We start from the raw sequence: 20,159 nt of genomic DNA, 5'->3' as shown, positions 1-20,159 counted from the left end.
AGGTTTTCATTTATTACAGTGGTAGTAGGCAATCAAAAGGGAGGGTACACAAATATGGCACAAAGAAGAAAACGCTTGTCGCTGCTGCTGACATCGCTGTTAACGCTTTCATTCACGCTTAGCGCTTGCAGTGGAAGTACTGGCGGCAGCGCAGCGAACAGTTCACCCGCGGGAAGCGCTTCGGCAGGCAAAAGCACGGCGGCGGCCGGCTCCGGCAAGCCGGTCAAGTTGATCTGGTACACCATCGGCGCGCCGCAGAAAGACCTGGATAAAGTGCTCGTGGAAGTCAACAAGTATACGCAGGAGAAAATAAATGCCACGATCGAGATGAAGATGATCGACTTCGGCGACTACTCGCAAAAAATGCAGGTGATGGTCGCCTCGGGTACGCCGATGGACATTTTGTTCACCTGCTCCTGGGCGTTCGATTACGTGCAAAATGCCCGCAAAGGAGCATTCATGAAGCTGGATGACCTTCTTGAGAAATACGGCCAGGGCATCAAGAAAGCGATTGACCCGGCCTTCCTTGAAGGCTCCAAGGTCGACGGGCACAACTACGCCGTACCGGCGAACAAGGAGCTTCCGGCACAGGAAGTGTGGCGGTTCAACAAGCAGCTGTTAGACAAGTACAGCCTCGACATTTCCAAGGTCGATTCGATGGCCAGTCTGGAGCCGCTGCTGAAAACGATCAAAGAGAAGGAGCCGAATATTACGCCTTACGCCATGGTCAAAGATTTTATGCCGCTTATGCCTTTCGATTACGTGATCGAAAAGATGCCGATGGCGGTCTATATGGATACCAAAGACTATAAAGTCGTTAACATTTTGGAAACGCCGGAGCTGAAATCGGCGCTGCAAACCGTGCGCAAGTTTTACCAGGCGGGCTATATGTCCCCGGAAGTCGCTACCGTCACCTCGGTAGACGATCTGTACAAATCCGGCAAATGGTTCACGGACCGCGCCGCTACGCAGCCGATGGCCGACAACCTGTGGTCGGCGAGCTACGGCTATCCGGTCGTGTCGACGCCGGCGGGCAAGCCTTACATTTTCAACTGGTCGGTTATGGGCTCCATGCAGGCGATCTCCGCCAATTCGGAGCATCCGGAGAAGGCGATGGAATTTCTCAACCTGCTCAACACGGACCCGGTGCTGCGCAATATGATCGACTCGGGCATCGAAGGCGTGCACTATGCCAAAATCGGCGACAATCAGATCAAAAACTTGCCGGATGCCAAAAACTACGATATGCCGACTTTTTCGCTGGGCAACGTCATGATTACTTATCTGAATGAAGGCGACCCCAAGAACAAATGGGATGAATTCAAAAAGTTCAACGCCTCCGGAGTCAACGCTCCGCTGCTCGGCTTCAACTTCGACGCCTCCAAGGTGACGAATGAAATCGCCGCCGTGCAGAACGTCAAAGAGGAATTCTGGTCCTCGCTGATGACCGGGTCCGTCGATCCGGATGAATATTTGCCGAAGGCGAACAAGAAGTTCAAGGATGCGGGACTCGATAAAATTATGGCGGAAGCGCAGTCGCAGGTTGACGCGTGGAGAGCGGCAAACAAGAAATAACGCGGTATAGCGGGCAATGAACCGTGCGGGCGAAGCGAGTGAAAAGCCTCCTGCCCGGTTCTTTTTCATAGAAGAGCGGAATTCCGCTCCCCAGGAGGGACAAAGTGTGGGAATGCTCGGCCTTTTTATCAGAAATGTGTACAAAAATAAAGTGTTGCTGCTCATGGTTTTGCCCGGCGCGCTGTGGTTCCTTATTTTTTCCTACCTGCCGATGGTCGGTACGGTTATCGCTTTCAAGGAATACCGGTTCAGCAGGGACGGCTTCTGGGCCAGCATCGTCAACAGCAAATGGGTCGGTTTGGACAATTTCAAGTTTCTGTTTAGCACAAACGATTCTTATGTCATTACCCGCAACACGCTGCTTTACAACCTGGCGTTCATTGCGGCCGGCCTGCTATTGTCGGTGCTGATGGCGGTCGTGCTCTCCGAGATTGTCAACAAGCGACTCGCCAAGTTGTATCAGACGGGGATGTTTCTTCCTTATTTTTTGTCCTGGGTGGTCGTCGGCTATTTTGCATTCAGCTTTCTCAGCTCGGATCGGGGGCTGCTGAACCAGATTTTTAAGTTCTTCGGCATGGCGCCGGTCACTTGGTATTCGGAATCCGGCTATTGGCCGCTCATCCTGATTCTGGTTTATTTGTGGAAAGCCGTAGGCTACAACAGCGTCGTGTATTTGGCGGCCATCATGGGGATCGACAAATCGCTTTACGAAGCAGCGATGATCGACGGAGCGGGCAAATTTCAGCAAATCCGCAGCATTACCCTGCCGCTGCTCGGTCCGATTATGACCATTATGACGCTGCTGGCGATCGGCAAAATTTTTTATGCGGACTTCGGGCTGTTCTACCAGGTGCCCAGAAACTCGGGGACGCTCTACAGTGTTACGAACGTTATCGATACGTATGTCTACCGCGGTCTGAAATCGACGGGCGAAATCGGCATGAGCACGGCGGCGGGGCTGTATCAGTCGGCAGTCGGCTTCGTGCTGGTCATAACGTCCAACTATATCGTGCGCAAATTTAACAAAGACAGCGCCTTGTTCTGATCCGGCCGCAACCGAAGGGAGTGAACGGGATGACCCCTGCTATGCTCAAAAAGCGCAATTTTCACCAGTTGTCTGCGCCCTGGAATTTCGTCTTTAACCTGATTGCTGTCTTGTTCGCAGTTCTTTGCGTGTTTCCGTTTGTGTTTGTCGTGCTGCTTTCATTTACGGACGAAGGCGCGCTGGCACGCGACGGTTACAAGCCGTTTCCGGCCAAGTGGAGTCTCGCGGCGTACAAATATGTGTTCCAATCGGGCGACATGCTGCTGCGGTCGTACGGAGTCACCATTTTCATCACGATTGTGGGCACCGTCGTCAGCCTGCTGCTGATTTCGCTATACGCTTACGCGATTTCGCGCAAAAGTTTCAGATACCGCCGGTTCTTTTCGTTTTTCGCTTTTTTTACGATGCTTTTTAACGGGGGGCTTGTCCCGACGTATATTGTGGTCACGCAGTTTCTTGGACTCAAGGACAACGTGTGGTCCCTGATCCTGCCGCTGGCCGTGAACGCTTTTTACATTATGATTTTGCGGACTTTTTATATGACCAGCGTTCCAGACGCCATTATCGAATCCGGCAAAATCGACGGGGCGGGGGAGTTCCGCATTTTTCTCGGGCTGGTGCTGCCGCTGTCCGTTCCGGGTTTGGCGACAATCGCTTTGTTCAGCACGCTCGGTTATTGGAACGATTGGTTCAATGCGCTGCTTTATATCGATAACCCGAACCTGGTGCCGCTGCAATCGATGCTGATGCGGATCGAGACGAGCATGCAGTTCATTTTGCAAAATTCGCAGAACAGCTCGCTCAGCCTGGAGGCGCTGCGGTCCATGCCGCAGGACACTTCGCGGATGGCGATGGTCGTTCTGGCGACCGGACCGATCATTTTTGCCTATCCGTTCTTCCAGCGCTATTTTATTCAGGGTCTGACGGTAGGCGCCGTTAAAGAATAAGATTTTATTCACCGATGGGTACGGGGGGAAGAGCATGGAACGAATGAACCGGTTTATACGCGAGCTGTCCGAGTGTCAATGGAAAGACAGCCGCGAGCTGAACGAATGGAAAGTTACGGCTGCGGAATACCAATTGCCGGGACAATACAGCGGCATGCGGGAATTCGCGGGGAGCGAAAAGTTCGGATCGTTCCCGAGCGTACAGGGTACAACGTATTTTTTTCGCGCCGTGGCGGCGATTCCGGCCGAATGGCCGAACGGCGGAATCGGGCTCATTTTCGAGTCTGGCGGGGAGGGGCTGCTGCGCGTAGGCGGGGAATCGTGGCAGGGACTGGACCGCAACCACACGTTCGCAGCGCTTGATCCGGAGCGTACCGGGCGCAATCCCGAGCTCGAAATCGAGCTGTACGATCCGATTCCGGAGCCGGTTGATCCTTTGAATCGGCAGGCGGTTATCCAACCGCCGATCCGGTCGATCGTCAGCCGGCTTGTGCTCGCGAATCGGCCGGTGCAAAGCCTGATGTACACGGCGACGGTCATTCGCGATTCCGCCGCTCTGCTGCCGGCGCAGGATTTACGGCGCGTTTGGCTGATTGAAGCGCTGTATCGCGCGATGGACGGGTTCGTCGGGCTTGCAGCGGAAGAGATCAGACAAGGGGACGCGGTGTCCCGGCTTGAAGACCGTCTGAGAGAAAGCGCGGCGTCCGTCGGCGGCAATACCGAAGGATTTATCCATATGATCGGCCAATCCCACATCGACATCGCCTGGTTGTGGCCCGCGCGGGAGACAGTCCGCAAAACAAGCCGGACATTCGCCACAGTAAACGCTCTGATGCACGAATATCCGCAGTACCGCTACGCGCAAAGCCAGCCGCAGCTGTTTGCCTATTTGAAGGAAAACGATCCGGCTCTCTACGGGAAAGTGAAGGAGCGGATCAGGGAGGGGCGCTGGGAGCTGGTCGGCGGCATGTGGGTCGAGCCGGACTTGAACATCCCGAGCGGGGAGTCGCTGATGCGGCAAATGCTGTACGGCCAAAGCTTTTACCGGGAGGAGTTCGGCACCGTCTCCCGGATTGAATGGCTGCCGGATACTTTCGGCTATTGCGCTTCCCTGCCGCAAATTTTGAAGCACGGCGGCATTCGCTATTTCATGACGACCAAGCTGGGCTGGAATGACACGAATGCGTTCCCTTACGACCTGTTCCACTGGGTAGGCATCGACGGAACCCCGATCTTGTCCTATTTAAATCATGGCGTCAACGAAAATACGCTGCCCAAAGATGTGGACGACCATTGGCGGTCGTACCGTCAGAAAGCGAGCCATAATGAGCAGATGCTGCTGTACGGCCACGGTGATGGCGGCGGCGGGGTCACCCGCGAGATGCTGGAGTATATCGACCGGTCCCATCTGATGGTGGGACAGCCGTCTGCGGCTTACAGCACCGCGGCAGCTTTCTTCGCCGGGATTGAGCATTCGCGGCCGCAGCTTCCGCAGTGGCGGGGAGATCTTTATCTGGAGCTTCACCGCGGAACTTACACGACGCATGGGCGCAACAAGCTGAACAACCGCAAAGCTGAAATCCTGTACCGCGAAGCCGAGCTGTGGCAGGCGCTTTCAGCGCTGCTGGTAAGCCCGGAACAGCTGCAGGACAGCCGGCGCAAGCTGAGGGAAGGCTGGAAGCTGATTTTGCTGAACCAGTTCCACGATATTATTCCCGGCTCGGCGATTACGGAGGCTTATGCGACGTCGCAGAAGGAATACGACGAAATATTCCGGCTTGGAACGGAGGTTTTGGACCAGAGCCTGCAAGCACTGGCCGTCGAGGCGGCGGCGGAAGCGGAGGGCGGGGGCGCTGAGGCTGTCATCGTCTTCAACAGCTTGGGCTGGGCCCGGGATGCCATTGTCGAAGTCGCGGAAGAGCACTGGCCCCGGCGAGGAACCGGGGCCGACGCGGCTCCGGCTCCGGGGCCGGGGGCGTTCGACGAGCGGGGGCGCCCGCTTGACGCGGACATCGTACCGGCGGAGCACGGGCAGGGCTGCACAGTCCGGGTGATGGTGCCGCAGGTGCCGGCCTTCGGTTACAAAACCTTTTGGCTCGGCGGCAAGGACCCCGCTCCGGCGGCGGCGAACAGCCCGTGCCGCAAGGGCGGAACGGCGGATGAAGGCTGGGAGACGGAGTACTATCGAATCCGCTTTAATGCGCGGGGCGAAATCGTCAGCCTGTATGACAAGGAGGCGGGACGCGAAATCGTCAAGCCCGGCCACAGCGCCAACCGGTTTTATTTTTACCACGACCGTCCGACCTTGTGGGATGCCTGGGACATCGACAGCCGGTATGAAGAACAGCCTGCCGGGGAGGCGGAGCTGCTTGGAAAAGAATTGCTTGTTGCAGGCTCTGTCATGGATGTGCTGCGCTTTCGCTGGCGAATCGGACAATCGGAAATTACGCAGGAGCTGAGGCTGTACCGCCACGACCGGCGGATCGATTTTCAGACGCACGTCGTTTGGAACGAGGCCCATAAGCTGCTGAAGGTCGGCTTTCCGGTCGACGTCGTTGCGGAGAAGGCGACCTACGAAATCCCGTTCGGCGCGCTGGAGAGGACGACCCATCGCAATACGAGCTGGGATCGGGCGCAGTATGAGGTGTGCGGCCACCGCTTCGCGGACGTATCGGAGCGGGGGTATGGCGTCAGCCTGCTGAATGACAGCAAATACGGCTATGACATTCGGGACGGCGTCATCCGCCTGTCGCTGCTGCGCGCGCCGAAATGGCCGGATATGACGGCCGATCTCGGAGAGCACCGCTTCACCTATTCACTCTATCCGCACCAGGGCGACTGGCGCGAAGCGCTGACGCTGCGCAAGGCGGCGGAATTGAACCACGCGCCTGCCGCCATACCGTGCCTCCTGCCGAAGGCGGGAAGCCTGCCTTCGGCAGGGTCGCTCATCTCGTTTAACGGCACTCATGTCGTGCTGGATACGGTGAAACCGGCGGAAGACGGACAAGGGACGGTTCTTCGTCTGTACGAATCTTCAGGGGGCCGGGAGACGGTGGAGCTGGGATGGAAGCCCGGCTGGTCCGAAGCGTATTTGTCGAATGCGCTGGAGGAAGATTTGGAGCCGCTGCAGCCGCTGTCCGGCGCGGGTGGACGGGTAAAGCTTTCTTTTGCCCCTTTTGAGATCAAAACCGTCAAATTCAAATAACAAAAACAAGAAAGGCGTGATTGAATTGGAGCGTTTCAGACTTCCCCGCATCCTGCTGCCGAAGCTGCCGCTGCCGCAGTCCATTGTGGAGGCAATGGCCGAGGTGGAGGAAAAGCTGGCCCACCGGCCGAAGCTGGCGGAGCTGTTCAGAAATTGTTTTCCAAATACGCTGGAAACGGCAACGAAACTGATGGATGACGGCACGACCTTCGTCATTACCGGCGACATTCCGGCCTGCTGGCTGCGCGATTCCGTCGAGCAGGTCATTCACTATGTTCCCTACGCGAAGGAGGACCCCGATCTCCAGCGTATTATCGGCGGGTTGATCAAGCGCCACGTCAAGTACATCGGGATCGATCCGTATGCCAACGCTTTTAATGAGTCAGCTAACGACTGGCACTGGGATGCGAGCGATCGTCCCGAAATGTCGCCCTGGGTGTGGGAGCGGAAGTTTGAGATCGATTCATTGTGCTTCGTCGTCCGTCTGGCGTACGCTTACTGGAAGGAGACGGGCTTGACCGATATTTTCGACGCCGGTTTCAAAACCGCGCTGCGAACGATCGTCGATCTGTTCAAGCGGGAACAGCGGCACGCCGAGTTGTCTCCGTACCGCTTCACGCGGGGCGACGGCATTTTGGAGTCTTCGCTTCAAAATGGCGGCCTCGGCATGCCGGTCAACTACACCGGCATGATCTGGTCCGGCTTCCGTCCCAGCGACGACGCCTGCGATTTCCACTACAACATTCCGGGGAACATGTTTGCTGTCGTAGCCTTGCGCCACATGCAGGAGTTTGCCGAATGGATATTCCGCGATGCGGATTTTCTGGCCGAACTGCGGGAGCTTGAGCGCGTTGTCGACCGCGGCATCAAGTTGTACGGCATTTACCGCCATCCCGCATTCGGTCCAATCTACGCCTATGAGACGGACGGTTTCGGCAATTACTGCCTGATGGACGATGCGGGCACACCGGGGCTGCTCTCCATCCCGTATCTGGGCTATGTCTCCGCGGATGACCCCGTGTACCGGAATACAAGGAGGTTCGCGCTGAGCAAGGAAAATCCGTATTACTTCGAAGGCAAGGCGGCAAAGGGCATCGGCAGTCCGCACACGCCGCAAAACTACATTTGGCATATGGCGTTGTCCATGCAGGGCATAACGGCCGAGACGAAGGAAGAAAAGCTGGAAGCGATCGCCATGCTGGAAGCTACCGACGGAGGAACCGGATTCATGCACGAAGGTTTCCATGCCGATGATCCGAACGTGTTCACCCGCAGCTGGTTCGCCTGGTCCAACAGCTTGTTCGCCCAACTGATCTGCCGCTCGCTGCAAGAGGGCATCCTGTGAGTATTGATGGTATTACCGAATCATGCTAATTTAAGTGTGTGAGAGGTGATCAATCATGAAAAAACACAATTGTCCTTCTTGTAATACCTACAGTAGAGAATGTATACTCGTCATCCGGAATGCGCTGAACCCTTCGGAAGAGATTCTAAAATGCAGTATCTGTTCCTGGAGCGGAAAGTGGTCGGACATGAAAGTGCGGGAGATCCCGGACGGCGAACCGATCCCGGGCGTCGAACCGGTTACTGACTATGGTGTGCTTCATTCAGATACAGCTAGAATTACATATACGGGAGGTTGTTGCCCTCATTGTGGGGGAAGCGATCCTTTATGCTGGTGCATGACGATCGATTTTCCATGAGCCGCATGCCCGATTCCGTGGTTCCCTCCGGTCGTGCAAGCGGGCGCCTATTCACCGGACGATGACAATGGGAATGGAAGTGAATGCGGGTTGCGGAATCGAGCGATTGTAACTCCTGAAACATTGGGTTAAGCATGACGAAACCCATAACAAATACCACTGGTACAACATGGTATAATGGGCATGAATCGCAACACTTTAAACAAGAAACGAGGGTTAACGTGATGAAGTTCATCGATTTGAGCGTGCCGATAAGTCCCCGCATCCGCGAGCCGATAGCGGCGAAGATCGAGTATTCGAGCCATAGTGACGGCGCGCTGCAAGCGGCAGCGGTGCTCGGCCTAAGGCCGGACGATTTTCCGGAAAGCAAGGCTTGGGCGACGGAAACTGTGACGCTAAACACGCATTCCGGCACGCATATCGACGCACCTTGGCACTACTGGCCGACTTCGGAAGGCAAACCGGCCAAAACGATTGACGAGCTGCCGCTAGAGTGGTTTTATTCCGACGGCGTGCTGCTCGATTTCAGCTCAAAGCCGCCCGGCTATGAGATAACGTCGGACGATCTCGCCGCGGAGTTGAACCGCATCGGCTACAAACTGAAGCCGTTTGATATCGTGCTCATCCGAAGCGATGCGGATAAGCGGCTGTATCACGAACATTATGCGTTTCTTCACGCCGGCGTATCGGCCGAAGCCACGTTATGGCTGCTGGACCAAGGCATCAAGGTAGTCGGCACCGACGGCTGGGGCTGGGATATCCCGCTCAACCTTCAGGCGGAATCATATAAACAGAAGCCGAGGGACGGCGTTCTTTGGGCAGCGCACTATATCGGCAAGGATAGGGAGTATTGCCAAATTGAGAAGTTGGCCAATTTGGAGCTCATTCCGAAGCCGTTCGGCTTCAAGGTCTGCTGCTTTCCGGTCAAAGTAGAAAAAGCGAGCGCCGGCTGGGTTCGTCCCGTGGCAATCGTAGAGGAATAAGACAAAATATACGCTAAGACACATTTTGGAAATCAAAAGCTAGTATTTCCCATTAAGGGGAAAACTGGCTTTTTTCGTCCATTTGATTTTAGGGCTGACATCCAAGGCCGCTCCGTCCTTTTTGGACGAAAACCCTGGATGTCAGCCCTGCTTTAGGCTCACTGGTTATCTCACTGGCAGTGTTTTACGAACTCCTGAAAAATACTCAATGAAGCGGCATCCCGCTCATAAAGAAATTCCGGGTGCCATTGTACGCCAAACACAAACTTTTTGCCGGGCATAACGACCGATTCCACAAGGCCATCCTCGGATACCGTGCACGTTCTTAATTGGGGGGATACGTCTTTGATAGCCTGATGGTGCAGGCTGTTCACTTCCTGCGATTTTCTCTTCACAATGGTAAACAATGGCGTGTCCTCGATGATTTCGACCGAATGACAGGGCTCATTATAGGGGTGCCCTTGCTTATGTGTTGTTTGCTTCGATGACGGATGCTGCGTTTGAATGTCCTGATACAGCGTCCCTCCCAGCGATACGTTCATGAACTGCAAGCCTCTGCAAATTCCGAGAACCGGTTTATCCAGCTTCAACACTTCATGAAACAAGGCGGTTTCGAGCGCATCCCTTGCTGCCTGCGTTTCTCCGCAGTACGTTTGGACTTCTTCGCCATAAAGGCTGGGGTGAACGTCCTGTCCGCCGGTGAAAAGAAAGCCGTCGAATTTCGCAGCCAGGGAGACGATTTCATCCTGCTGAATATGTAAAGGCAGCATGACCGGAATGCCGCCGGCGCGCACGATGCCATCCAAATACCCAGGAAGCATCCAGAGGCTGTCCTTTTGGTTATCGAACAACGGGGTCACTGCAATGAAAGGCTTGCTCATTCTCGCCACCTCAATCCTCAATATGAACTGTCGCCAACGCAACATAGTTATTTCTAATATTAAAACATCCGCGGATGGAAATTCAATCGCCGGCGGCGGGATGGAACGACAAATAACCTCTGACCGGGCAGAGGGTATTTGGGCTATAGTGCCTTTATAACGGGCTGTGCTTGCGGTCAAGGCCGCTAGTCCTTCTCTTCTTGTCGCTGCGAAAAAGAGCGCAAGCCTTCGCGGTAGGCTTCGTCGGTATTTGGCGCCGCGGATTCTGCCGCGGCCGCTTGATCGGCAAGTTCGCCGGGTGTATCGTCAGGCGGCGCGTGCCCGGATAGCTTGAGCAAGGCTTGCCGGTAATCGCTGTCCGAGTGCTCGCCTGCGGATGCGGCTAGCGGCTTCGCAGGGGGGATTTTTTCATGCGGCGGCTCTATCCGTTCCTGTTTTTCAGCCGGGATATACTTTTCAGCGGTTTCCCGGGCTTTTGGAACGTCAGGTTGAACGTCAGGCTTGTTTTTCGCGCTTTTCGTTGCATTCATATTTAAGATGATCAACACAATCAAGGCGGCGATCATGAGGATGAAAAAAACAATGTACATCGCTGTCCCCCCTGTCGTTCGATCATTGTGTGAATTTTCGGGCGATCGTCGCTACGCGGTTGCCGAGCGCTCTTCCCAGGGCCAAATCATTGTCAGAAGGCAAATTGGGCGGGTCTGCAAGGGACGTTTCCACCGGGCATGTGACTCCCACGCCATAATAAGAGCCGTACAGCGCGTTTTCTTTTATATTTCCAGGCAAGCCCACGATGATCATTCCTTGATGCAGCATGGTCGTAATCAAATTAATCATCGTAGATTCGATCCCCCCGTGCACGGTGGCTGTAGTGCAGAAGACCGCTCCGATTTTGCCGATTAATTTGCCCTGCGCCCACAAATAACCCAGCTTGTCGATCCACGTTTTCAATCCTGCGCTGATCGTTCCGAAATGGCCCGGGCATCCCCAAATAATGGCATCCATATGCTCCAAATCCTCAACGTTCGCGTCATTCACATGATAGATGAACACTTCGGCAGCTTCCACCTGGCGGGCTCCTTCGGAAATGGAGCGGGCCAAAGCTTCGGTATGGCCGTTTTCGCTGTCGTAGACAATATATATTTTCATCCGCGGATCTCCTTTAAAGTTCTTTGTTTTATTTGTTCCCAAATGGAGGAGAAATAACACGCTTCGGGCCAACCGAGCTTCGGCTGAACCTGTCGGAAAACCCGCCCGCGTCCGACGGAGCCGGGCATTAGTGGCAGCGCGCAGAAACCTGCGAAAGTTCCCGAAAGTGCTTGGAAGTGCCCGAAAGTGCAGGGTTTTTCCGTGAAAATGGCTCGTTTGGCGAAAAGCCTGCGACTGTGCATAAACGGGCCGAAGCGCGAATGTGAGCGGAAAAACCCCCGCGTCGCGAGGCGATAACAACCGCAATCGCCGCCCGGCTGCACGAAAAAAACCTGCAAAAATACATGAATTTGCGCCCGTAATCGCTGGCCGCGAACAATTCCTGCAAAAGTGCAGGCTTTTCACCGAACACATGGGCTCAGAGTCACTTTCAGCAAAAATTCCTGCACTTTTGCAGGTTTTTCGCAAAAACAAGCCTATTCCATAGGAAAAACCTGCACTTTCGCAGGTTTTCTCCCAGCCAAGCTGCCTTCTGCCCAATTGCACGGGGTTCCACGACCGACACCGGGAGAGTGTCCCAATTCTCGGCCCTACTGGTCCCCCTATCTCTAACAAAAGTGTCGCGACTTTCTCGTACGATTTGACATTGGCAGGAATATTTCGCCGTCGGCGTACCAACGAGCAAAGAGCTGCATTTTCGCTCACTTTATACGAAAATAGACGCAGTCATTCTATGGGGTGACGTCCGCGGCGTCATGGGGGTTTTCGCAGGTTTTGCGAGCTGCCAAGCCGCAGTAACAAACGGCACCGCCGGCTTTGGCGGCAAGCGTTCGCCGGTTTTTAACAGGATTCGCCACGATTCGATTTTTTCATAGTTTCTTTGTCATATACGTATGTTAAAAACCCTACTTATCACCTATAATCAGTGTGTGAGAGTATGAATTCCAATTATCAGTCAACTGCGCACGAATGGGGACGGAGTACATATATGGACGAAATATGGATGAAAAGCGCCAATTTTCTGATTATCGACGATCAGGAGTTTAATATCAGTCTCTTGGAGCGGATACTGGGCCGTGCAGGCTTCACCAATTTGCACTGTACGACAGATCCCAAGCAAATGGAGATTTTATATAACAATATCAAACCGGATATTATTTTATTGGATTTGCATATGCCGGAAATGGACGGGTTCGAGGTGCTCAGGCGTCTAAAGGAAATCACCCATGAGGTCAACTATTTGCCCAAAGTGGTGCTTACCGCCGATGTGACCCAGGAGGCCCGGCAGGAAGCGCTGCATCTGGGTGCGAACGATTTTCTTACGAAGCCGCTCGACAAGGCGGAAGTCGTTCTACGCATTAACAATTTGCTGAAAACGCGGTACTACCACTTGCAAATGCATGCCCAGAACCAACTGCTCGAGCAGCGGGTTCAGGAGCGGACCCTGGAGCTGGACCAAGCAAAGGTGGAAATCCTCCAACTTCTGGGACGAACTTCCGAGTTTCGCGACGATCAGACCGGACAGCACACGCAGCGAGTCGGCAAAATGGCCAAGGACATTGCCGCGGTTCTCGGTTTGCCCGAATACGAGGTCTGGCTCATTGAGCGGGCTACTCCTCTGCACGATTTGGGGAAAATCGGGATTCCCGATGAAGTATTGTTGAAGCCGGGCAAATTCACTCCCGAAGAGTTCGAACAGATGAAAACCCATACGACGATCGGAGCGAGCATTCTCGAAGGAAGCCAATTTCCCGTCCTGCAGCTGGCCCGGACGATCGCCTTGTCGCATCATGAAAAGTGGGACGGCACAGGGTATCCGTACGGGCTGAGCGGAGAAGATATTCCGCTGGCCGGACGCATTGTGGCGATTGCCGATTTTTACGATGCGCTCACCCATGAACGCCCTTATAAGCGGGCCTGGACGGAGGAGGAAGCTTTGGCGGAGATTCGGAAACAGCGGGGGTTTCATTTTGACCCGCAAGTCGTGGACGCATTTTTGAGCGTTATCAGTAGATCCGGTTTATCTTGACGAAAGCGGAAGTGAAATAGATGGAGGAAATTGAAGTTCTTCGCAGGCAGTTGGAGCGGGAAAAGACGGCGCGCCAAGAAGCGGAACGGATTGCCGAGCAAAAAACGCGCGAAATCTACAAAGTGAACCAGGAACTGCGGTCATTGAACGACCAGTTGGAGGAATTGGTCAAAGAGCGGACGGCGGAACTGTCCAAAGCCCGCGATGAAGCGATTGAGGCGAACTTGATCAAAAGCCAGTTTCTGGCCAATATGAGCCACGAGCTGCGCACACCGCTCAATGCCATCATCGGGTACAGCGAAATGCTGAAAGAAGACGCCGAAGATTTGGGCGAGCAGGCTTTCGCGGATGATTTGAACAAAATCCATCAATCCGGCAAGCATCTGTTGGCGCTTATTAACGATATTTTGGATCTTTCCAAGATTGAAGCGGGCAAAACGGATCTCTATGTGGAGGTATGCGACATTCCGACGCTGATCCGCGAAGTGGTGACTACGATCAATCCACTGGTGGAGGCTAGGGGCAACCGGCTGGAAGTCGATTTTCCCCAGGGAGAGATGAGGACTGACGTTACGAAACTGAGGCAGATTTTGTTTAATCTGCTGAGCAACGCCGCCAAATTCACGAAAAATGGCACAATCCGGCTGGCTGTCCGCCATGAAATCGGGAACGGCCGTCCGGGATATGCGTTCAGCATCGAGGATACGGGGATCGGCATGACTCCGGAACAGATGAAAGGCTTGTTCCAAGCCTTTAAGCAGGCCGATTCGTCGACGACCCGGAAATACGGAGGCACCGGGCTGGGGCTGGCGATCAGCCAGAAGCTGAGCCAAATGATGGGCGGCCGCATTGCCGTCGAAAGCGAGTTCGGCCAAGGCACCGCCTTCACCGCCTGGCTGCCCGCATTGGAGAGGCAAGAGGACGGCATGGGCGAGCCGTTGTCCGACTTGAGCCCTCAGCCGCGGGAAGGCGGCAAAACCGTATTGGTCATTGATGACGACCCGGCTATGCTCCAACTGATGGGGCGCGTGCTCGGCAAAGAGGGCTACAGGGCGGCGCTCGCCCATAACGGGCGGGAAGGATTGCGCCTGGCCAAGGAGCTGCGTCCTGCGCTCATCTCTCTGGATGTGGTGATGCCGGGAATGGATGGCTGGTCCGTATTGACCATGCTCAAAAACGATCCCGAATTGTCCGGCATCCCTGTCATCGTGATGTCCATGACCGATGACAAGAATCTCGGCTACGCGCTAGGCGCATCGGAATTTTTGATTAAGCCGGTCAATAGGGACAAGTTCATTTCCGTACTGGACAAGCATATCCCGGAGCGCCGGGCGGCAAGCGGCTAAACCAAGCGAAAAGGAAGCGGACGATGCATAAAATTTTGTTAGTCGAAGATAATGAGTTGAACCGGGATATGCTATCCCGCCGGTTATCGCGCAAAGGCTATGACGTTGTTATAGCGGTGGACGGGCAGCAGGGCATTGACGCGGCGAGGACGGAGTCTCCGGATCTTATTCTTATGGATTTGAGCCTGCCCGTAGTGGACGGCTGGAATGCGATCCGGCTGTTGAAGGAGTCCCCGGAAACGAAAGGCATCCCGATCATTGCGCTAACCGCTCATGCGATGGCCAGCGATCGGGAACGGGCTTTCGAGGCGGGCTGCGACGACTTCGATACGAAGCCCGTGGAATGGAGCCGGTTGCTGGAGAAAATGCAGGTGTTTTTAAAGAACGATGGCCAGGGTGGGGGTCAGTAGGCGGGTTGTCCGGGTTCTCTCAGTGAACTTTCAGTTTGCACTCATAAAATACTCAGGCAGCGATGATAGTATAGGAAAAAAGCAAATTGAAGAGAGAGGGAACCCAAATGACACGCAGCAAAACTGCAGCTATTCCGGCTGTTATTGTGATCATTGCAAGCTTGATTTTGATCGCCTATTCGTTTTACGCCATGTCCCACAGTTCTCACCCGGCCCCGCCTGACGGAGGAGGAGGAGGAATGCCACCGAGAGGCGGACGGAAAGAAGAGCTGGAACCTTTTAAACTGATGGGTACTATCGCGGTTATTTGCGGGGCTGTCAGTTTTTCGTGGCTGCGTTTTAAAAAGAAGCTGACTTCTTCCTCTATTCCTGTCAAAAAGCTGGGGAAACTTCTGTACAACGTACATAAGTTTGTGGGATGGACCGCCCTGGTGCTTGTCGTCGTGCATGGTGTCTATTATTTAATTACCAAGCTGCAGGATGACAAAATTTATACCGGCCTGGCTTCGTTCCTCATACTTCTGGCGCTGGCAGGGTACGGATGGATGATCAAAAAAGCCCGCAACCCGCTGATGCGCAAGGTGCATTTGCTCCTGAGCATCGTCTGGATTCCGGCACTGCTCCTGCATGCAGGAGGCACGATGATAACGACGGTTGCTGTCACGATCGCCGCGTGGATTTTGGTCTGGCTGCTGGAGAGGTTTACCCGAGCCGGAGCGGCAAATCCGAAGGGAATATAAGCGAAAACCCCGGCTGCTTGCAAAAGCAGCTTTTTGGGTGTTGACAATTAGCTGAAAATAAAGTATCTTAAATTTAAGATATTTTATATGAAGATAAATGAATGGCAAGGAAGTGACGATCCGAATGCTGAATGCGAAAGAGGATTCGCTAAATCTCTATATTGCGCTCGCCAGAGCGAGCCAATGGGTCAACGCGCACGCGGACCGGGATATTCGGAAGAACGGCCTCACCCGCACCGAATTCGGGGTGCTTGAGATGCTGTACCACAAGGGGGCGCAGCCTCTGCAGCAAATCGGGAGCAAAGTGCTCATGAGCAGCGGCAACATTACTTATGTCGTCGATAAGCTCGAGAAGAAGCAGTTCGTGAAACGCAAGGCTTCGACCGATGACCGGCGGCTGATTTATGCCGAAATTACCGATGAAGGCTGCGCTTTTATCGAAGAAGTATTTCCGAAGCATGCCGATGTCATTGACAAGGCTGTTGACGGACTTACTCAGGAAGAGAAGAAGGTCGCCGGACAACTGCTCAAGAAGCTGGGGAAGTACGCGGAGACAACGTATAAGTAGCTGGTTTTCATCTTTTGAATGCGGCTGCTTCCTTTTTCACCCCCATATCTTAATATTAAGATTCTTAAACATTTAGGAGGATATTTCAAATGAACTCAATTCAGCAAACTACAGGTATCCATCACATTACCGCTTTTGTCAAAGACGCGCAGGGAACCGTCGATTTTTATTCCGGGGTGTTGGGACTCCGGCTGGTCAAAAAAACGATCAACTTCGATGCGCCGGAAGTTTATCATCTGTATTTCGGCAACGAGTCCGGCAGTCCGGGCACGGCGATTACGTTTTTCCCGTGGGCGACGTCCCGCAAGGGGCGCATCGGAGCCGGCCAGGTCGGGATCACCTCGTACGCGGTGCCGGCAGGTTCGCTCGCTTTTTGGGAGGAGCGCCTGGCGAAATTCAACATCAGCGTTGACAAAACGGTGAGATTCGGCGAGACTTCCCTGCAGTTCAGCGACAGCGAGGGCTTGCAGCTTGAAATTGTTGAGCGCGAGGAAGGGCCGCAGAGTGGGTGGGCGTTCGGAGGCATCCCCGTGGACAAAGCGATCAAAGGTTTCGGAGGAGCAGTCCTTTACAGTACGGAACCGGAAAAAACGGCGAATCTGCTCGTCCATGTTATGGGTCTTGTAAAAGTGGGGCAAGAAGGCGCCTACGCCCGTTTTAAAGCCGCCGGGGATTTGGGCAACGTCATCGACGTGAACGTCACCGCAATGGCGCTTGGCGCGGGCGGGTCCGGCACGGTCCATCACATCGCATGGCGGGCGAAAGACGATGCGGATCAACTGCTGTGGAGAAGCCATGTGGAACAAAGCGGATTTCATCCGACACCGGTCATCGACCGGCAGTATTTCAACGCGATCTATTTCCGCGAGGAAGGCGGGGTGCTTTTCGAAATCGCCACTGACCCGCCGGGATTCGCGCGCGACGAGCAGCCTGAGGCGCTGGGCGAAAAGCTGATGCTGCCCGAATGGTTCGAAGCGAACCGCGCTCAAATCGAGAAAAACTTGCCGCCCATTCAGGTGCGGGTGCTGAAGGAGGACCAATCATGAGGCATATTTTTCAAAAAGGGGCGGATCCGGCCGCCCCGGTGCTAGTGCTGCTGCATGGAACCGGGGGCACGGAGCGCGATTTGCTGCCGCTTGCCGCACAGATTGCGCCGGCTTCTCCGGTGCTGAGTGTTCGGGGCAATGTTCTGGAAAATGGCATGCCGCGTTTCTTTAAGCGGCTTGCCGAGGGGGTTTTTGACGAGGAGGATCTGCTGCTCCGGACGAAGGAACTGCACGATTTTCTCGACCAGGCTGCCGAGGAGTACGGGTTTTCCCGCGACAACCTCGTAGCGGTCGGTTATTCCAACGGCGCGAATATTGCCGGGAGCCTTTTGTTCCACTGCGAGCGTTCGTTCAGGGGCGCGATATTGCATCATCCGATGGTGCCGCGGCGCGGCGTCCGGCTGCCGGATTTGACGGGAATCCCCTGCTTCATCGGAGCGGGGCTGAACGACCCGATCTGCTCCCCTCAGGAAACCGAGGAGCTGAAAAACATATTGGAGAAAGCCGGAGCAGCCGTAGACGTGAAGTGGGAGCAGCAGGGGCACCGGCTGACACATGCCGAGGTCGAAGCGGCGGCAGCCTGGTACCGGCTTCATTTCGCCGGATGAATAGTATTGCAAGACCGGATGGGCCTGGAGCCCGTCCGGTTTTTTTGGCTTGAATAACGCAGGGAAAGCGCGGTGAAATGTCGAAATACATCGAAAATTAAAAAAGGATGAGGTCGGGTTATGTTTCGCTCTGTGAGATGGATTCGGGAACGATTGATTTGGCGCATTGTTTTGGCGGTGATAACCGTCATCTGTGCAGTTTCGGCCGGTTACATGATTATGGAGGTAAGCAATGCGGAAAAAGCCGCGACGGAAGCTATCTCCAGCTACGGGATACGGATGTCGGACAGCTACGCCCGGCAGATCGATACGGACAGGCTTGGACAATTTTTGAAGAACCCGCAGGAAAACGAGCTGTATTGGTCGATCCGTCAGGAATTAGACCGGTACCGCACGCAAATCGGAGCGTTGTATGTATATTTGGCGCGTATCGACGAAAAGGGTCAGCCGCTGATCCTGATCGACGGCCAACCGAAGGATTCCGACAGCGCTTCACCGATCAATGAGGTGACGGATATACCGGAGAATGCGGTGAAAGCGCTGCAGCAAGGGGCAACCGCCAGCTCGCCGCTGATCGATAACCCGAAATACGGCAAATACATTTCGACCTATGCGCCGGTCAAACGCGCCGACGGAACTGTCATTGCGGTGCTGGGCATCGATACGGATGCGAAAGTCACGGAAAGCATCGCCGGCAGCGTTATCAAAAGCAATCTGTTTCTCTATGCGCTTATGCTAATGTTGACTCTGCTTGGACTTGGCTGGATCGTTTTTTTCGTATCGCGCGCATTGCGCCCCTTGCGCCAAATCGTTGCGGGGGCGGAGCGCATGGCCGTAGGTGAGCTGGCCGAAGCAAACAGGTTGCTGTCGGAGCATTCCGTCCGGTCTGTCGATGAGATTGGAGCCGTGTATCAGGCTGTTTTCAAAATGTCGAACAATATGAATGAAATACTGGGCGGTATTGTTGCCAAAGTTGCGCATACCTCTGACCGGTTCGCGGAGTCGACCGAGCGGTTTGCCCGGGAAGCCCGCCATATGCTTGATTTGAACACCCATGTCAATGAGCTGGTGCAGGCCGTTGCGGAAGGCGCCGGCGCGCAGCAAGCAAGCACGGATGAACAAGCGCGATCCATGGAAGAAATGACGGCCGCTATTCAGCGAATATCGGAGGCGTCGCTCACGGCATCCGATGCTTCGGCACAGGCTTTGCAGGACGCGGAAGCCGGCAAGTCGATCGTTCAAGGCATCCATCGGCAAATGCGAACCATCGCTTCCGCAACGGAAGAAGCGATCGACCGTGTGTCCGTATTGAAAGGGCATTCCCAGGAAATCGGCATCGCACTTTCGTCCATCGCGGACATCGCGGAGCAGACTAAGCTGCTGGCGCTGAACGCCTCGATTGAAGCGGCCAGAGCGGGAGAGCACGGGGCCGGGTTCGCGGTCGTCGCCGGCGAAGTGCGCAAGCTGGCGGATAACGCCGCCGGATCGGCTCAAGCAATCGGCAGCTTGCTGCAAAACATATATCTGGAATCGCAGCGGATTGGGATATCGATGGATCAGGGGATGAAAGAAATCCAGTCAGGGACGGCACAGTCCGGCGAAGCCGATGCTTTTTTTGCCGGCATTCTGGAAGGATTCCGCCATATCGCCGGGCAAATCTACGATATCTCGGCATCGACAGAGCAAATATCGGCAGGAGGCGAGGAAGTGACGGCCGGCATGACAGGCATCGCGGATATTGCAAGGTCTTCCTCGGACCGTTCGGAGCAAATCAGCGAATTTGCGAACGAGCAGTTGAAGACGGCGCGGGACATTGCCGATTTTGCCGCCGAGCTAAGCGGGTTGACGCGCGAAATGCGGGAGTCGATTCGGCAAATCAAAGTGTAGCCTATTCTTTGGCCCGCCCCGGTTAAAAGCCGTT

General features: G+C 54.7%; 17 protein-coding genes. 14 read left to right on the top strand and 3 right to left on the bottom strand.

Features of this window, described 5'->3' with window-relative positions:
* Positions 1-54 precede the first annotated feature (54 nt).
* From AC3G2T_RS07715 to AC3G2T_RS07690, 6 genes are all read left to right on the top strand, one after another.
* Positions 55-1,575 carry an ABC transporter substrate-binding protein gene (locus tag AC3G2T_RS07715; RefSeq protein ID WP_488435078.1) on the top strand — a complete coding sequence of 507 codons (1,521 nt, stop codon included), beginning with the start codon at positions 55-57 and terminating at the stop codon, positions 1,573-1,575.
* A 112-nt stretch (positions 1,576-1,687) separates the two neighbouring features.
* Positions 1,688-2,620 (top strand): ABC transporter permease, encoded by a 933-nt coding sequence (locus tag AC3G2T_RS07710; protein ID WP_488435162.1) that lies wholly within the window; start codon positions 1,688-1,690, stop codon positions 2,618-2,620.
* A gap of 29 nt (positions 2,621-2,649) precedes the next feature.
* Complete coding sequence (locus tag AC3G2T_RS07705; protein WP_488435077.1) at positions 2,650-3,567, top strand: carbohydrate ABC transporter permease; 918 nt, start codon at positions 2,650-2,652, stop codon at positions 3,565-3,567.
* 34 nt (positions 3,568-3,601) lie between these two features.
* Positions 3,602-6,772: an alpha-mannosidase gene (locus AC3G2T_RS07700; RefSeq protein WP_474682436.1), complete on the top strand. Its 3,171-nt coding sequence runs from the start codon at positions 3,602-3,604 to the stop codon at positions 6,770-6,772.
* Positions 6,773-6,797: 25 nt separating this feature from the next.
* The gene (locus AC3G2T_RS07695) at positions 6,798-8,117 is read left to right on the top strand and encodes a glycoside hydrolase family 125 protein (RefSeq protein WP_474682437.1); all 1,320 of its coding nucleotides are present in this window, start codon (positions 6,798-6,800) and stop codon (positions 8,115-8,117) included.
* A gap of 582 nt (positions 8,118-8,699) precedes the next feature.
* Positions 8,700-9,458: a cyclase family protein gene (locus tag AC3G2T_RS07690; RefSeq protein WP_474682556.1), complete on the top strand. Its 759-nt coding sequence runs from the start codon at positions 8,700-8,702 to the stop codon at positions 9,456-9,458.
* A 170-nt stretch (positions 9,459-9,628) separates the two neighbouring features.
* Here the strand turns inward: AC3G2T_RS07690 and AC3G2T_RS07685 are convergent, their stop codons facing one another.
* From AC3G2T_RS07685 to AC3G2T_RS07675, 3 genes are all read right to left on the bottom strand, one after another.
* Complete coding sequence (locus AC3G2T_RS07685) at positions 9,629-10,339, bottom strand: gamma-glutamyl-gamma-aminobutyrate hydrolase family protein (RefSeq protein WP_488435076.1); 711 nt, start codon at positions 10,337-10,339, stop codon at positions 9,629-9,631.
* A 185-nt stretch (positions 10,340-10,524) separates the two neighbouring features.
* Positions 10,525-10,929, bottom strand: a complete 405-nt coding sequence (locus AC3G2T_RS07680; RefSeq protein WP_474682439.1) for a hypothetical protein — start codon at positions 10,927-10,929, stop codon at positions 10,525-10,527.
* Between the two features lie 22 nt (positions 10,930-10,951).
* Positions 10,952-11,491 (bottom strand): NAD(P)H-dependent oxidoreductase, encoded by a 540-nt coding sequence (locus AC3G2T_RS07675; RefSeq protein WP_474682440.1) that lies wholly within the window; start codon positions 11,489-11,491, stop codon positions 10,952-10,954.
* Positions 11,492-12,479: 988 nt separating this feature from the next.
* Between AC3G2T_RS07675 and AC3G2T_RS07670 the strand changes: the two genes are divergently transcribed.
* From AC3G2T_RS07670 to AC3G2T_RS07635, 8 genes are all read left to right on the top strand, one after another.
* A complete protein-coding gene (locus AC3G2T_RS07670) occupies positions 12,480-13,520 on the top strand; it encodes an HD-GYP domain-containing protein (protein ID WP_488435075.1) in 1,041 nt (346 codons plus the stop codon).
* Positions 13,521-13,540: 20 nt separating this feature from the next.
* Complete coding sequence (locus AC3G2T_RS07665; protein ID WP_488435074.1) at positions 13,541-14,866, top strand: ATP-binding response regulator; 1,326 nt, start codon at positions 13,541-13,543, stop codon at positions 14,864-14,866.
* Positions 14,867-14,889: 23 nt separating this feature from the next.
* The gene (locus AC3G2T_RS07660) at positions 14,890-15,276 is read left to right on the top strand and encodes a response regulator (protein WP_488435073.1); all 387 of its coding nucleotides are present in this window, start codon (positions 14,890-14,892) and stop codon (positions 15,274-15,276) included.
* 107 nt (positions 15,277-15,383) lie between these two features.
* A complete protein-coding gene (locus AC3G2T_RS07655; protein WP_488435072.1) occupies positions 15,384-16,016 on the top strand; it encodes a hypothetical protein in 633 nt (210 codons plus the stop codon).
* Between the two features lie 124 nt (positions 16,017-16,140).
* Positions 16,141-16,584 carry a MarR family winged helix-turn-helix transcriptional regulator gene (locus AC3G2T_RS07650; protein ID WP_474682445.1) on the top strand — a complete coding sequence of 148 codons (444 nt, stop codon included), beginning with the start codon at positions 16,141-16,143 and terminating at the stop codon, positions 16,582-16,584.
* 89 nt (positions 16,585-16,673) lie between these two features.
* Entirely contained in the window at positions 16,674-17,630 is a 957-nt protein-coding gene (locus AC3G2T_RS07645) for a ring-cleaving dioxygenase (protein ID WP_488435071.1), read from the top strand.
* Positions 17,627-18,238 carry an alpha/beta hydrolase gene (locus AC3G2T_RS07640; RefSeq protein ID WP_474682447.1) on the top strand — a complete coding sequence of 204 codons (612 nt, stop codon included), beginning with the start codon at positions 17,627-17,629 and terminating at the stop codon, positions 18,236-18,238. The genes AC3G2T_RS07645 and AC3G2T_RS07640 overlap by 4 nt, the downstream gene beginning before the upstream one ends.
* Positions 18,239-18,358: 120 nt before the next feature.
* Complete coding sequence (locus tag AC3G2T_RS07635) at positions 18,359-20,125, top strand: methyl-accepting chemotaxis protein (RefSeq protein ID WP_488435070.1); 1,767 nt, start codon at positions 18,359-18,361, stop codon at positions 20,123-20,125.
* Positions 20,126-20,159: the final 34 nt, after the last annotated feature.

The organism is Paenibacillus sp. sgz302191 (assembly GCF_057749925.1).
Note: the sequence above shows the minus strand (reverse complement) of the source record. Positions and strands in the feature narration are given on the sequence as shown.

Bases quoted from the DNA above. Each gene is read 5' to 3' on its own strand.
- AC3G2T_RS07640 (WP_474682447.1), top strand. From the start codon at position 17,627: ATGAGGCATATTTTTCAAAAAGGGGCGGATCCGGCCGCCCCGGTGCTA.
- AC3G2T_RS07690 (WP_474682556.1), top strand. From the start codon at position 8,700: ATGAAGTTCATCGATTTGAGCGTGCCGATAAGTCCCCGCATCCGCGAG.
- AC3G2T_RS07685 (WP_488435076.1), bottom strand. From the start codon at position 10,339: ATGAGCAAGCCTTTCATTGCAGTGACCCCGTTGTTCGATAACCAAAAG.
- AC3G2T_RS07670 (WP_488435075.1), top strand. From the start codon at position 12,480: ATGGACGAAATATGGATGAAAAGCGCCAATTTTCTGATTATCGACGAT.
- AC3G2T_RS07660 (WP_488435073.1), top strand. From the start codon at position 14,890: ATGCATAAAATTTTGTTAGTCGAAGATAATGAGTTGAACCGGGATATG.
- AC3G2T_RS07665 (WP_488435074.1), top strand. From the start codon at position 13,541: ATGGAGGAAATTGAAGTTCTTCGCAGGCAGTTGGAGCGGGAAAAGACG.
- AC3G2T_RS07675 (WP_474682440.1), bottom strand. From the start codon at position 11,491: ATGAAAATATATATTGTCTACGACAGCGAAAACGGCCATACCGAAGCT.
- AC3G2T_RS07715 (WP_488435078.1), top strand. From the start codon at position 55: ATGGCACAAAGAAGAAAACGCTTGTCGCTGCTGCTGACATCGCTGTTA.
- AC3G2T_RS07710 (WP_488435162.1), top strand. From the start codon at position 1,688: ATGCTCGGCCTTTTTATCAGAAATGTGTACAAAAATAAAGTGTTGCTG.
- AC3G2T_RS07635 (WP_488435070.1), top strand. From the start codon at position 18,359: ATGTTTCGCTCTGTGAGATGGATTCGGGAACGATTGATTTGGCGCATT.
- AC3G2T_RS07655 (WP_488435072.1), top strand. From the start codon at position 15,384: ATGACACGCAGCAAAACTGCAGCTATTCCGGCTGTTATTGTGATCATT.
- AC3G2T_RS07680 (WP_474682439.1), bottom strand. From the start codon at position 10,929: ATGTACATTGTTTTTTTCATCCTCATGATCGCCGCCTTGATTGTGTTG.
- AC3G2T_RS07650 (WP_474682445.1), top strand. From the start codon at position 16,141: ATGCTGAATGCGAAAGAGGATTCGCTAAATCTCTATATTGCGCTCGCC.
- AC3G2T_RS07700 (WP_474682436.1), top strand. From the start codon at position 3,602: ATGGAACGAATGAACCGGTTTATACGCGAGCTGTCCGAGTGTCAATGG.
- AC3G2T_RS07645 (WP_488435071.1), top strand. From the start codon at position 16,674: ATGAACTCAATTCAGCAAACTACAGGTATCCATCACATTACCGCTTTT.
- AC3G2T_RS07705 (WP_488435077.1), top strand. From the start codon at position 2,650: ATGACCCCTGCTATGCTCAAAAAGCGCAATTTTCACCAGTTGTCTGCG.